10 protein-coding genes and 1 other RNA gene are annotated in these 15075 nt (G+C 32.1%); 3 read left to right on the top strand and 8 right to left on the bottom strand.

Going from position 1 to position 15075, the window contains the following annotated elements:
- Positions 1 to 37: 37 nt before the first annotated feature.
- Positions 38 to 1105, bottom strand: coding sequence for a methyltransferase (locus ACQ629_RS01050; protein WP_483706099.1), 1068 nt, complete (start codon positions 1103 to 1105; stop codon positions 38 to 40).
- 461 nt (positions 1106 to 1566) lie between these two features.
- On the opposite strand from ACQ629_RS01050, the gene ACQ629_RS01045 reads away from it, so the two are divergent.
- Together ACQ629_RS01045 and ACQ629_RS01040 are read left to right on the top strand one after the other, a co-directional pair.
- Positions 1567 to 2652: a metallophosphoesterase gene (locus ACQ629_RS01045; protein WP_483706098.1), complete on the top strand. Its 1086-nt coding sequence runs from the start codon at positions 1567 to 1569 to the stop codon at positions 2650 to 2652.
- Between the two features lie 112 nt (positions 2653 to 2764).
- Positions 2765 to 5074, top strand: a complete 2310-nt coding sequence (locus ACQ629_RS01040; protein WP_483706097.1) for a type IA DNA topoisomerase — start codon at positions 2765 to 2767, stop codon at positions 5072 to 5074.
- A 130-nt stretch (positions 5075 to 5204) separates the two neighbouring features.
- Here ACQ629_RS01040 and ACQ629_RS01035 read toward each other — a convergent pair whose 3' ends face one another.
- Positions 5205 to 5879 (bottom strand): TrmH family RNA methyltransferase, encoded by a 675-nt coding sequence (locus ACQ629_RS01035; protein ID WP_483706096.1) that lies wholly within the window; start codon positions 5877 to 5879, stop codon positions 5205 to 5207.
- A gap of 50 nt (positions 5880 to 5929) precedes the next feature.
- Between ACQ629_RS01035 and ACQ629_RS01030 the strand changes: the two genes are divergently transcribed.
- On the top strand, positions 5930 to 6616 hold the full coding sequence (locus ACQ629_RS01030) for an SIR2 family NAD-dependent protein deacylase (protein WP_483706095.1): 687 nt from the start codon (positions 5930 to 5932) through the stop codon (positions 6614 to 6616).
- On the opposite strand, the gene ACQ629_RS01025 is transcribed toward ACQ629_RS01030, so the two are convergent.
- The 6 genes from ACQ629_RS01025 to dnaJ form a co-directional block, all read right to left on the bottom strand.
- Complete coding sequence (locus tag ACQ629_RS01025) at positions 6597 to 7064, bottom strand: DUF6495 family protein (protein WP_483706094.1); 468 nt, start codon at positions 7062 to 7064, stop codon at positions 6597 to 6599. The two genes, ACQ629_RS01030 and ACQ629_RS01025, sit on opposite strands and share 20 nt — an antisense overlap.
- Positions 7054 to 7737 carry a peptidoglycan DD-metalloendopeptidase family protein gene (locus ACQ629_RS01020; protein WP_483706093.1) on the bottom strand — a complete coding sequence of 228 codons (684 nt, stop codon included), beginning with the start codon at positions 7735 to 7737 and terminating at the stop codon, positions 7054 to 7056. Before ACQ629_RS01020 ends, ACQ629_RS01025 begins: the two co-directional genes overlap by 11 nt.
- 64 nt (positions 7738 to 7801) lie before the next feature.
- Complete coding sequence (locus ACQ629_RS01015; RefSeq protein WP_483706090.1) at positions 7802 to 10063, bottom strand: aconitate hydratase; 2262 nt, start codon at positions 10061 to 10063, stop codon at positions 7802 to 7804.
- 183 nt (positions 10064 to 10246) lie between these two features.
- Positions 10247 to 13024, bottom strand: coding sequence for a bifunctional aconitate hydratase 2/2-methylisocitrate dehydratase (locus ACQ629_RS01010; RefSeq protein WP_483706088.1), 2778 nt, complete (start codon positions 13022 to 13024; stop codon positions 10247 to 10249).
- A gap of 323 nt (positions 13025 to 13347) precedes the next feature.
- Positions 13348 to 13656, bottom strand: an RNA gene (gene rnpB / locus ACQ629_RS01005) — RNase P RNA component class A.
- 232 nt (positions 13657 to 13888) lie between these two features.
- Entirely contained in the window at positions 13889 to 15022 is a 1134-nt protein-coding gene (gene dnaJ / locus ACQ629_RS01000; RefSeq protein ID WP_483706086.1) for a molecular chaperone DnaJ, read from the bottom strand.
- Between the last annotated feature and the right edge of the window lie 53 nt (positions 15023 to 15075).

The following is a 15075-nucleotide window of genomic DNA, read 5'->3' as shown; positions in this document are numbered from 1 at the left end:
GCGCTTCTTTATTAAAATATATTTTTTAATAACTAATTTACTTATTCGTTAGCACCCAAAGTTCTACTTCTTCTAAAGCACGCCAGTGTTGATCGCGTTTTGTTTTTTCAGAAGCCTTTTTCACTGATTTTGTATAACATTTCTCTAATTGAAACCTTCCTCCTTCAGCAAGTTCTTTCTTTATTGGATGTTCTTCAGTTACTTTTGTAATTTGTGCGATATTCGAAAATATAAGCACTATTTTTCCTTCAGGCAACAATCTTTTTTTTGCTTCTTCAAAAAAATCAGGAAACAAAGTATCATTGTAATAAATAGCTTTATCAATAGCTGCGGAATCGTGAGTTTCTGGCAACCAAGGCGGGTTAAAAACAATCAATTCTGTTTGTTTATTAAACTTACCCAAAAGATGTCCGAAATCTAATTCGATCTTTCGAGACAACTTTGTATCTCTCATAAATTCTGACAATCCAACAATCGCATTCGGATTCGTATCCGTACCAAAAACCTTCTGAAAACCATGCTTTATCATCTGAAAAGAAAGTACACCACAGCCAATACCAACATCAATTGCCGATTTTTTTGCCCCTTGGTATTTTGATAACCATTTATCAAAAACATCTAAATGTTCGAAACGAGTAGGAAAATATGTTCCGTAATAAGGATGTACTTTATTTCGCAATACAGGAATAGAAATTCCTTTTAAATTCCACTGCCAAGCACTATTAAGTCCTTGTATTTGAGGAAATGTAAGTAGAAAATTTGTGTTATCTGGATAAAATTTTTCTAACCAACCTATTGAAGGCGATTTTCTAACAACCAATTTATGATCAGCCACCTCTATCAAAACACGATTTGAAAGCTTTTGATATTCCGCACGATACTCACGTTGCTCTTGAAAAGTTTTGTTAGGTAGTTTTTTTTGAAGATATTTATGTATCTCCTGAAGAAATGTAATTCCGTTACTATAAAAATCAGTAACCAATATATATTTACCAGCTTCTAGAGTTTCAATGGTAGTTCTAATATTAGTACCACCTTTGTATGGTTTTATATTTTTATCAACTGCAATAGGTGTTGGTTTATTTATTTCTATATCTGTAATCATAATTTAGTTTTCTTTTATTGTAATTATAAAATGTGATGCGAAAAATAATACCTAATGATAAGTACAAATTATAGCTTACATTAATAATTAATGTTGGTCATAAATGCTTATCTTTTCTTTTATTTAAAACAGATTACTATGTACTTTAGTTTACATAATTTGCTTTATAAATTACACTTTTATAACTGTACTCTAACAACAAAAATTGAGCTACCTAGATGATCTTTATTAATAAAAAAACCCACTAGTTGGCCAGTTATTGAAGTGTTACCAAAAGTTAAATAAGACTTCGCCAAAGGTACTTTATTATACACTATTACGAGAATGCTATATTAATTAAAATAAGGACTAAAAAATAAGGACTAAAAATTATTAGCGATTCTTTCTTTACCGAAGTAGCTTATAAAGAAGTTTTTAATAATTTAGCTAATCATTGATTATAAATTATTAAAACAAAAGCAATGCTTAAAAACACACTATATATAATACTATTATTCGTTTTTACTTTTTCTGTTTATAGTCAAGAGAATAAAAAGATAAAAAATAGTCCTAAAAATGAGCTTTCTAAATTTTCAGATGGTCCATATATTTTTATAGAAAAAAATGAGTTAATTCGAAAAAATATAACAAATAATAATGTTTCTTCTAAAAAAATAGCTCCAGATACTTATGACACCATATTTCATCCAAAAAAATCTATATTTAGTAAAGTAAAAAAAATTGCCGCATTAAGCGATATTCACGGGCAATATGACTTAGCTATTGAAATATTAAAAAACAATAAAATAATTGACAAAAAATTAAATTGGAACTTTGGTAAAGGTCATTTAGTAATTGTTGGTGATATTTTTGACAGAGGAGATAAAGTTAATGAAATGCTTTGGCTAGTTTATAAACTTGAAAATCAAGCAAAAATTAAAGGTGGAAATGTGCATTTTTTATTAGGTAATCATGAATTTATGATTCTTCATAAAGATTTAAGATACATTAGTGAAAAATATAAACAAACTTCAAAATTACTAAACTTAAACTATGATGAATTATATAGTAATAAAACGATAATTGGTAAATGGCTACGCTCAAAACCAACTATTATAAAAATAAATAATAATGTTTTTGCACATGGTGGTATTTCTAAACATTTTTTAAATCAAAGTGATTTTAATATTGAAGAAATAAACAATATTATGAGAAAATCTCTTGAGAGAACAAAAGCTGAAATGAAAGCGACAAGTTTTTACAGTACATATTATGGTAAGAAAAGTTTAATGTGGTACCGTGGTTATTTCAATGATAATTTAAAGGATACAGATGTAAATGATATATTAAAAAAGGTAGATTCTAAACATATAGTTGTGGGGCATTGCTCAAATGAAAAAGTAGTTCAGTTATTTAATAATAAAATTTTCGGAGTAGATTCTAGTATTAAAAAAGGAAAATATGGAGAAATTTTATTAATAAAAAATAATAAATATTTCAGAGGAACCTTAGATGGAAAAAAAATACGATTAAAGAAAAAGGATGCTGACTACAAAAAACACAAATAGTATTTGTTAATGTATATTTTTTAGCTAAGCTAAATTATTCATTAAAACAAATCAAAATCATTATTCAACATTCATAAATATTTTAGTAATTTCGAGTTTCTAAATAGCATTAATGAAAGTCTGTATCGCCGAAAAGCCAAGTGTAGCAAGAGAAATTGCTAATATATTAGGAGCCAATACCAAACGAGATGGTTATTTCGAAGGTAATGGTTATGCGGTTACCTATACTTTCGGACATTTATGTACACTTTTAGAACCTAAAGATTACAAACCGCATTGGAAAAGTTGGGATTTAAACAACTTACCCATGCTTCCCGAACGGTTTAATACCAAAGTAACCAACGATGGTGGTATTCAAAAACAATTCAATATCGTTAAATCGTTATTTGACAGAGCTGATGTTGTTATAAACTGTGGGGATGCTGGTACAGAAGGAGAACTCATACAACGTTGGGTTATAAACCAAGCAAATTACAAAGGAGAAGTACAACGATTATGGATTTCTTCCCTAACCGAAGAAGCTATTAGAGAAGGTTTTAATAATTTAAAACCCGCCGAGCAATACGATAATTTATATTACGCAGGTTTTTCTCGTGCCATTGGCGATTGGCTATTAGGCTTAAATGCAACGCGATTATATACCGTTAAATTCGGTGGTTATAAGCAAGTGTTATCCGTCGGTAGAGTGCAAACTCCTACCCTAGCCATGTTGGTAAATCGTTTTAACGAAATTAAGCATTTTAAGCCACATCCTTATTGGGAGCTGCAAACTTTATATCGCGATACGCTTTTTAGCTATGAAGAAGGACGTTTTTTAAAGAAAGAAGAAGGTCAGGTTTTTGCTGATAAAGTAAAAGAAAGTGATTTCGAAATTACTTCGGTTACCAAAAAGAAAGGAAAAGAATACGCTCCTAAATTATTCGATTTAACAGGCTTACAAGTATATTGTAATAATAAATTCGGTTTTTCTGCGGATGAAACCTTAAAAATGGTGCAGAAACTTTACGAAATGAAAGTTGTTACATATCCAAGGGTTGATACCACTTTTTTACCCAATGATGTATACCCGAAAATAGCAGGTATTTTAGGCAAACTGACCAATTATAGTCAGTTAACAAAACCGTTGTTAGGAGAAAAAATAAAAAAATCTAAAAAGGTTTTTGACGATAAAAAAGTTACCGATCACCACGCCATTATTCCTACTGGAATTCAGAATAACTTGCAGTATAATCAGCAACAAGTGTATGATATTATTACACGTCGTTTTATTGCTGTTTTTTATCCAGAAAGTGATGTTTCTAACACTTCGGTAATTGGTGAAGTTGATAAAATAGCTTTTAAAACAAGCGGAAAAGAAATAGTATCTAAAGGATGGCGTGTTGTTTTTGAGCACGGAAACGATACTAAAAAAACAGAAGCAAACACCTTACCTACTTTTGTAAAAGGTGAAAAAGGACCACACGAACCTAGCTTTTTAGAAAAAGAAACCAAACCGCCACGTAATTATACCGAAGCAAGTTTATTACGTGCTATGGAAACTGCAGGTAAACAGGTTGATGATGATGAAATGCGTGAATTAATGAAAGAAAACGGAATTGGTCGTCCGTCTACTCGTGCTAGTATAATAGAAACTTTATTTAGAAGAAAATATATCGAACGTCAAAAAAAATTAGTGATTCCTACACAGACAGGAATCGATTTAATTGATTTAATTGACAATGAATTACTAAAATCTGCCGAATTAACCGGTCGCTGGGAAAAGCGTTTAAAAGAAATTGAACGAGGGGAATTTAATGCCGGAACTTTCATCAACAACATGAAAAAAATGGTAGATGAATTGGTGTACGAAGTGCGTTCTAGCACCAAAACAAAACGGCTGTCTTCAGAAAATGAAGCTCCGAAACCAAAACCGAAAAAGGCAACGCCTAAGAAAAAATCAGTAGTAGCTAAAAAGTGTCCGAAATGTAAAAACGGACAGTTATTAAAAGGAAGTAGCGCCTACGGATGTTCTGGCTATAAAAGCGGATGTGATTTTAAATTACCGTTCGAATTTATGGATAAAAAAATATCTGAGAATCAATTAATTCGTTTGATTGACAAAGGATGTACTACTAATTTAAAAGGTTTTAAACACGGCAACGATAAAGTTGAAGGCTTGGTTCGTTTTGATGATAATTTCAATTTAAAACTAGAACAAAAACAAACATCAGTTCGAGCGCAGTCGAGAACAACTGAAGTTTCTGAAACAATAACTTGTCCGAAATGTAAAAAAGGAACAGTTTTAAAAGGAAAATCTGCCTATGGATGTTCTAATTATAAAAATGGTTGTGATTTTGTTTTTACGTTTGACAATATCAAAAAAATAGCCAACGGACAAAAACTGACTAAAGAGTTGGTATTAAAAATTATTAGTTCTAAATAAATTAACTGTCATTACGAGAGAAGAATGAACGAAGTAATCTCTTTTCTCTACAGTAAGATTGCTTCATTTTATTCGCAATGACGCACACTCTATTATAAGAACATGAAAAAAATCAGGTTGAAGGATATAATTATTTACGAAGCTCTTTATGATAATATTCAATTAATTTATCAGGATTCTTAATCGTGTTTTTTATCCACTCAAAATATAAAACTCTTTTCTCCTCCGCGCTTAATTGCCAATTTACTGATGTTTTTCGCAATCGGGAAGTTACATCGTTTAAAGTAATTGCAGCGGCAACCGATATATTTAAACTTTCGGTAAAACCAACCATCGGAATTTTTAAAAACCCGTCGGCTTCTTCTTTTATGTAATCAGAAATTCCGTCTTTTTCAGCCCCAAAAACAAAGGCAGATTTTTTAGTAACATCAAAATCAGCTAAAACACAAGAATCGGTATGTGGCGTAGTACCAATTATCTGATACCCTTTCGCTCGTAAATCTTCTAAACAAGCTTTGGTATTATCGCCATCTTCTTTAAAACGGTTAATATTTAACCATTTTTGACTTCCTTTTGCTACATGACGAGAAACTTTATTGGTAAATTTGTTTTCAATCGCATATACATCTTGCACTCCAAAAATATCGCAACTTCTCACAACCGCACTTGCATTATGAGGTTGGTAAATATCTTCTAAAACAACCGCAAAATGACGCGTTCGCTCATTTAATACTCTCGTAAATGTTTCTTTTCTTTTATCTGTGATAAAACCTTCTAAATACGCAAATAATCCTTCGTCAATCATAGCACAAACATACTAAAATTTCATATTTTTAAGGGGTAAAACTTTTACTGATGAAAAAACGAATCGTAATATTAACTGGTGCTGGAATTAGTGCCGAAAGCGGAATAAAAACCTTTAGAGATGATGATGGTTTGTGGGAAGGTCATGATATTTACGAAGTTGCTACACCTGAAGGTTTTCATAAAAACCCTGAATTAGTACTCGATTTTTACAATCAACGAAGAAGACAATTACTTGCTGTTTCGCCTAATAAAGCACATTACAATCTTGTAAAATTAGAAGAAAATTATCATGTTGATATTATTACTCAGAATGTAGACGATTTGCATGAACGTTCTAAAAGTACCAACGTTTTACATTTACACGGCGAATTGTTAAAAGCAAGAAGTACGACTAATGAAAGTTTAATTTATAACTGTACAAAAGATATTATTTTAGGTGATATTTGTGAAGAAAAATCGCAATTAAGACCGCATATTGTTTGGTTTGGCGAAGATGTGCCAATGCTTGACAAAGCGATTGAAATTACTTTAAAAGCTGATATTTTAGTAATTATTGGTACTTCTATGCAAGTATACCCTGCGGCTAGTTTAATTGATTATATTTCAGGTAAAACACCTATTTATTTTATAGATCCAAAACCTGTTGTAAACAAAAACGCCTTTAGTAATTTAACAATTATTAAAGACGTTGCTAGTTTAGGAACTGAAAAGTTACTTACGATGTTAACTTGCTAAAATAGTCAAATAGCTCGCCTTTAGAAATGGTACTTCCTTTTTCTATCAAATCGAAAACTTCGGTATTTCTTTCTTGTTCGTATTTTTTGGTTCCTGTAAAAAACTCTATTTTTTCGTCATTTGGATTTTTCATCAACCATTCAAAACCTTCTTGTTCCAATAAATTTATTTCTTTATCAATTTTAATAACAATACGATGAATTTCTTCTTCATCACATTTAAATAAGTTTACCACTTTTGGAGAAAAATGTTCTAAATGTGCTGTTTTAGTAAGCACATCATCCCAAACAACATCACTAAAAACATTCATTTCATCTTCAGCTACTTGTGGTTTTTCTTCTTTTAATTCTTTCCATTCTTTTGCATCGATACTTTGTGAGGCTAAAAAAAGAGCGAATTCTTCATGTAATCCTTCAAATTGTTCTTTGGTAAGTTGTCTATACTTCATTTGGCAATTTTAATAATAAATTAGGGTTTGGGCAATTTTCCTTGTAAAAATTAAGCGTCTTTTCTGAAGATACTCCCGGATAATCCCCTAGGTTACCTTCCATATCGATTATCAGTTGAAAATGTAAATGAGGAGCATAGTCTCCGTTTACTGAGTTATCACCTAACACTGCTATTTTTTCACCATGTGATACTTTATCTCCAACACTTAAGTTGTTAAGTGAATCTTCTGATAAATGACCATAAAGCGAGTAAAAAACGCCATTATCGATAGTGTGCTTTAAAATTATTGTTGGTCCGTAATCACCATGATTTGTATTATTTTTAAAGCTATGAACCTCACCATCTAAAACAGCTAAAACAGCTGTATTAGCATCACACCATAAATCGATACCTAAATGAATATTTCGTTGATTTTCTTTAGATTGTTTGGTGAAATATTCACTTCTGTTATAAATATCTCTTTTTTCTAAGTATCCTCCAAAAGCAACTTTTGCTTTTTTCTCTTTTAAATAGTTTGTTATGTATATTTCCCATTCTAATGATGATGATACATCAAAATTTAATTGCTTATTTTCTGATGAAATTGATATCGGAATATATTCTTTAAAAGTAATTGATGCATCTATTACTTTTAAAGGTTTTTCTGATAACTGTTTAAGTAAATCTTTCATATTACAAAAATAAAGAACTCCAGATAAAAACCTGGAGTTCTTTTATATTAATACTATTATATAATTATGCGTTTTGCTTGTTAATTAAATTCAAAGCAGAACCTTCATTATACCATTCTATTTGCCCTTGATTATACGTGTGATTTGCAATAATTACATCTTTAGAACCGTCAGCATGAACAACTTCAATTGTTAATGGTTTACCCGGAGAAAATGCGTTTAAATCAACAAAATTAAAAGTATCATCTTCTTGAATTAAATCATAGTCAGCCTCATTAGCAAACGTTAAACCTAACATACCTTGTTTTTTAAGATTTGTTTCATGAATACGCGCAAAAGATTTTACAATAACTGCTGCAACACCTAAATGACGTGGCTCCATAGCTGCATGTTCTCTCGAAGAACCTTCACCATAATTATGATCACCAACAACAATTGTGTGTATTCCTGCGGCTTTATATTTACGAGCTACATCAGGTACTCCGCCAAATTCACCATTTAATTGGTTTTTAATAAAATTTGTTTTTTTACCAAAAGCATTTACCGCACCAATTAAACAATTGTTAGAAATATTATCTAAATGTCCTCTATAACGCAACCAAGGTCCGGCCATAGAAATATGATCTGTTGTACATTTACCAAACGCTTTAATTAATAGTTTAGCTCCCTTTATATTATTTCCTAATGGAGTAAATGGAGTTAATAATTGCAAACGTTCAGAGGTTGGATTTACTGAAATATTTACTCCACTTCCGTCTTTTAAAGGCTCTTCATAACCAGAATCTATAACATCAAACCCTAAAGGTGGTAACTCAATACCTTTTGGTTCATCTAATTTTATTTCTTCACCATCTTCATTAATCAAAGTATCATTCATTGGGTCGAAATCTAAACGCCCTGAAATTGCAATAGCTGCCACCATTTCTGGCGACCCCACAAATGCATGCGTATTTGGATTTCCATCGGCACGCTTAGAAAAGTTTCTATTAAATGAATGTACAATTGTATTTTTTTCTTCACCTTTTCTATCACTTCTGTCCCATTGACCAATACATGGCCCACAGGCATTGGTAAAAATCGTGGCATTTAAATCTTCAAATATTTTTAAAACACCATCACGTTCAGCTGTAAAACGAATTTGTTCAGAACCAGGGTTGATTCCAAAATCAGATTGAGGTTTGATTTTTTTGTCTACCGCTTGTTTTGCGATGGATGCAGCTCTAGTTAAATCTTCATAAGAAGAATTTGTACAAGAACCTATAAGTCCCCAATCTACTTTAATTGGCCAACCATGCTCTTTTGCTTTTGCTCCTAACTCACCAACAGGCGTTGCTAAGTCTGGTGTAAAAGGTCCATTTAAATGTGGACGTAATGTATTTAAATCAATTTCAATAACTTGATCAAAATATTTTTCAGGATTTTGATATACTTCATCATCACCCGTTAAATATTTTTTTACTTTATTAGCTTCATCAGCAACATCACTTCTATCGGTAGCACGTAAATAACGCTCCATAGACTCATCATAACCAAAAGTAGAAGTAGTAGCACCAATCTCAGCTCCCATATTACAAATAGTCCCTTTACCCGTACAAGATAAGTTCCTTGCTCCTTCTCCAAAATACTCTACAATAGCTCCTGTACCTCCTTTTACAGTAAGAATTCCAGCAACTTTAAGGATAACATCTTTAGCAGAAGTCCAGCCGTTTAAGCTACCTGTTAATTTTATTCCTATAAGTTTCGGGAATTTAAGCTCCCAAGCCATTCCTGCCATCACATCTACTGCATCTGCTCCACCTACACCAATAGCTACCATTCCTAGCCCACCAGCATTCACTGTATGAGAATCGGTTCCGATCATCATACCTCCAGGAAAGGCATAATTTTCTAAAACAACCTGATGAATAATTCCTGCTCCTGGTTTCCAGAAACCAATACCATATTTATTAGAAACTGACGCTAAAAAATCAAAAACTTCACTACTTGTTTTGTTTGCTCGTTTTAAATCTAATAGTGCACCTTGTTTTGCTTGAATCAAATGATCACAGTGTACCGTTGTTGGCACAGCTACTTTTGGCTTTCCTGCTTGCATAAATTGTAATAAAGCCATTTGTGCTGTAGCATCTTGACACGCAATTCTATCTGGTGCAAAATCAACATAATCTTTACCTCTTTGAAATGCTTTATTAGAAGTTTCATCCCAAAGATGAGAATATAAAATCTTTTCTGAAAGTGTTAAGGGTTTCCCTACAATTACTTTAGCTTTATCTACACGTTCAACCATTGTAGCATAAACCTTCTTTATCATTTCTATATCAAATGCCATACTTTTTTTTTAAAAATTTACTCCTGTAATATACAAAATACAGCGTAATTTTAAAAGTAGTTACCATATTATAGATTGATTCTAAAATAAGTTTTTTATATCTCTTACAATATCTTAATTAAGACAATAAAAAAAGCCTGAATATATGATTCAGGCTTTTAATAATATATAATAAGTTTATATTTATCTAACTAACTGTTTTGTAGAAGGCTTAAACTTCGTTAAAACAATACCATCTACTGCAGCTTCATATTCTGCCATAGTTGGAGTTCTTCCTAAAATTGTAGATAGAACTACTACGGGAGTTGATGATAGTAAAGATTCTCCTTTTTTCTCACCAGAATCTTTTACAACTCTACCTTGAAATAAACGTGTTGATGTTGCCATAACTGTATCTCCTGGAGCTGCTTTTTCTTGGTTACCCATACATAAATTACAACCAGGACGCTCTAAGTACAACATGTTTTCATACTTTGTACGTGCCAATCCTTTAGGTGCATTATCATCAAATTCGAAACCTGAGTATTTTTGTAATACTTCCCAGTCTCCTTCAGCTTTTAACTCATCTACAATATTATATGTTGGAGGTGCCACTACTAAAGGTGCTTTAAATTCTACTTTACCATGTTGTGCTTCAATGTTTTTTAACATTTGAGCTAATATTTTCATATCTCCTTTGTGAACCATACAAGAACCTACGAAACCTAAATCTACTTTTTTAGTTCCGCCGTAGTAAGATAATGGTCTAATGTTATCATGTGTATAACGTTTAGAAACATCGTCGTTATTTACATCTGGATCTGCAATCATTGGTTCAGCAATTTCATCTAAATCAATAATAACTTCTGCATGGTATTTAGCATTTGCATCTGGTCTTAAAGATGGCTTAATACCTGTTTTAAGCTCTACAATTCTAGTTTCTGCTTTATCAACAAGACCTTTAAGTACTTGCTTCGCATTGTCCATTCCTTTATCAATCATGATTTGGATACGACCCTTTGCAATCTCTAATGATTCTATTAAAGTATCATCTTCAGAAATACAGATAGATGCTTTTGCTTTCATTTCTGCAGTCCAATCTGTAAATGTAAAGGCTTCATCGGCTGTCAATGTTCCAATATGAACTTCAATAATTCTTCCTTGGAAAACGTTTTCGCCACCAAACTGCTTTAACATTTGAGATTGTGTAGCGTGTACTACATCTCGGAAATCCATATAAGATTTCATTTGTCCTTTAAAAGTAACTTTAACTGACTCTGGAATTGGCATACTTGCCTCACCTGTAGCTAATGCTAAGGCAACGGTTCCTGAATCGGCACCAAAAGCAACACCTTTAGACATACGAGTATGAGAATCTCCACCAATAATAATGTCCCAATCTCCTACTGTAAGATCGTTTAAGACTTTATGGATAACATCTGTCATAGGGAAATATTTCCCTTTAGGATCACGACCAGTAATTAAACCAAAGTCGTTCATAAAACTCATTAATCTTGGAATATTCGCTTTCGACTTATCATCCCAAACAGAAGCGGTATGGCAACCAGATTGGTATGCACCATCTACTATTGGTGAAATAACGGTTGCAGCCATCATTTCTAATTCTTGAGAAGTCATTAAACCTGTAGTATCTTGAGAACCTACAATATTAACTTCTACACGAACATCTGAACCAGCATGAAGCGTTTTTCCTGGAGTTGTACCAACTGCATTTTTATTGAATATTTTTTCAACAGCAGTTAATCCTTGTCCTTCAATAGTAATTTCTTTAGATGGTGCATAAACTGGTACAACATCAATATTTAATACTTTTGAAGCAAAAGTTTGTAATTTTTTACCGAAAACAACAGCATAAGAACCTCCCGCTTTCATAAACTCCATTTTTTGGGGTGTAAATGCTGCAGAAATATCTTTTAACTCCTTATCTCCGTTATATAATTTTTTCTCTTTTGTATTAATAGTAAGTACTGTTCCTGTTGCTACAGAATATTCTTCTTTTAATACTGGATCTCCGTTTTCATCGCGAATTGTGTTTCCCTCTGCATCTTTTTGTTGCACCCAGTTTTTAAGGTCTAACCCAATACCACCAGTTACCCCAACAGTTGTTAAGAAAATTGGAGATATTCCGTTTGTACCTGCAATTGCTGGCGCTATATTAATAAATGGTACATAAGGACTCGATTTAATACCGGTCCATAATGCTACGTTGTTTACTCCAGACATTCTTGAAGAGCCAACACCCATTGTTCCTTTTTCAGCAATTAACATCACCCTTTTATCAGGATGTTGTGCTTGTACTGCTTTTAATTCGTTTTGTTGTTCTTTATTATGTTCAAATAAACACTGACCATGTAATTCTCTATCTGAACGCGAGTGTGCATCACCTCCTGGAGATAATAAATCTGTTGAAATATCACCTACTCCTGCGATAAAAGTAACAACCTCTATTTTCTCATCTATTTCTGGTAATTTTGTGAAAAACTCAGCTTTTGCATAACTTTCAATAAGTTCTTTTGCAATAGTATTACCTAATTTAAAAGCCTCTTCTAAACGAGTAGTATCTGCTTCGTAAAGAAAAACTTGAGTTTTAAGAACTTCCGCAGCTTGTTTTGCTAAAGCTTTATCATTTCCTAAAGCAAGATCTAATAAAACATTTACAGAAGGACCTCCTTTCATGTGAGATAACTGTTCGAAAGCAAAAGTTGGTGTAATTTCTTTTACTATTGATTCTCCTAAAATGATTTCCTTTAAAAATTGCGCTTTCACACCTGCTGCACTTGTAGTACCTGGTAAAACATTATAGATGAAAAAATTAAGAGAATCTTCTCTAAATTCATTATCTAAATCTTTTATTTGCTCAATAATTTGGCTTAATAATTCAGCTCCATCAATTGGTTTTGGATGAAGTTCTTGAATTTTCCTGTCTTCTATCTCTTTTATATACTCTTTATAAATACTCATTCTAGAGGTTTTTTTAAAACATTAAACACCTAATTACAATTATTTGATTATACCTATTCTCTAACCGATTTTGGTACAAATATCTTTGATAATATTAATATCATAAGCAAAATTATGTAATTTTCATTGTGCAAAAGTACTGTTTTCAACTCTATTTTAAAAAATAATCACTAAACTAGATCAAATACTAAATAAAAACTAACAGAAAGTAATATAAATAGATAAATTAATAAAAAAAAGAAGTGTAATTGTTAATTTTTTACATAATTAACAATTTAAAGTCATTTAAAAGTTGATATATATATGATTATATTTAATAAAAATAAAAAAGTAGACCTATAAGCTGGATTCTGTTCCTTATAAATAAGGTTCTTATCATTTCTCTAGTTTTACAATTACTCGTAAAATCAATCTGCCTACCCCTTAGAATCGCGCGAGTAGCGCTCGAGCTCTAATGTACATGACATTGCACCGCATAGAGTTTACCTGGTTTCACTACAGCATTACCTGTACATACTTTCTGCTGCACTTGTCCTCGGTTTACACCGGACGGACGTTATCCGCTATGCTACTCTATGGTGTCCAGACTTTCCTACTTATACTAAATATAAGTCGATAAGACGGTCTACTTAAATATTTTTATAAAATTTACTACTTTCATAAAAAAACCCACTCAATAAATTGAGTGGGAAAATTGCTATGAAAAAGAAAAAGTGTTTAGAACGTCTTCTAAACGAGTACAAATATACTACAGTTTTTTAACTTAAAAAAACATTTTTATTAAAAATCAATGAAATTTTAATCTTTACAAAAAAACCACTCAAAATTTGAGTGGTTTTTTAAATTATTAAGAATAAAAAAAGTCTAAGAAAACATGTCTTTTACTTTTTCAAAAAACGATTTATCTGATTTCTGTGGTCTTGGACTAAAATTCTCATCGGCTACCATTTTATCAAAAAAACTACGTTGCTCTTTTGTTAATTCTTGAGGCGTCCATACATTAATGTGTATTAAAAAATCACCTGTACCATAACGTTCAATACTAGGCAATCCTTTTCCTTTTAATCTTAAAATCTTACCCGATTGGGTTCCTGCATCTATCTTTATTTTTACTTTTCCTGTTACCGTTTCAACCTCTTTAGAAACTCCTAAAACTGCTTCAGAAAAATTAATATATAAATCGTAATGGATGTTACTTCCTTCTCTCTTTAAAGTTTCATGCTGAATCTCTTCAATTAAAACTAATAAATCTCCAGGAATAGAGTTTTTACCTGGAGCTTCGTTTCCTTTGCCTCCTACTTTTAATTGAACTCCTTCTGTAACTCCTTCTGGAATATTTATTGAAACAGTTTCTTCTTTAACAATTAAACCTTGCGCATCTGAACCGCTTGGCTTGCTGTTAAGCATTTCTCCCGCTCCTTGACACGTACCACAAGTAGTTGCTGTTTGCATTCTACCTAAAATTGTATTAGTTACTCGCATTTGCTGCCCACTACCATTACACGTTGTACACGTTTTATAGGTAACACCGTCTGCCTGAACTTTTCGACGAACTTTAACCTTCTTTTCTACTCCGTTTGCAATTTCTTCTAAAGTAAGTTTTACTCGAATTCGCATATTAGATCCTTTAACCCTGGCTTGTCGTTGACCTCCTCCGCCACCGAAACCGCCAAAGCCGCCTCCGCCACTACCAAAGATATCTCCGAATTGGCTGAATATGTCATCCATATTCATTCCGCCACCGCCAAAACCGCCACCGCCGCCTTGTGGACCATCAAAAGCTGCATGACCATATTGATCGTAACGTGCTTTTTTATTGTCATCACTAAGTATTTCATATGCCTCGGCACATAACTTAAATTTTTCTTCGGCAGTTTTATCATCTGGATTTTTATCTGGATGATATTTTATAGCCATTTTACGATATCCTTTTTTTATCTCTGCTTGTGATGCCGATTTTGAAATACCTAATACTTCGTAGTAATCTTGTTTTGCCATTTTATTCTATTCTATAATTGCCTAATAAATAAAGCAATTTTTTAAAATTATTC

This window comes from Tenacibaculum sp. SM2510 (assembly GCF_057002845.1).
The sequence above is the reverse complement of the archived record's forward strand: the minus strand, read 5'-3'. Positions and strand labels throughout refer to the sequence as shown.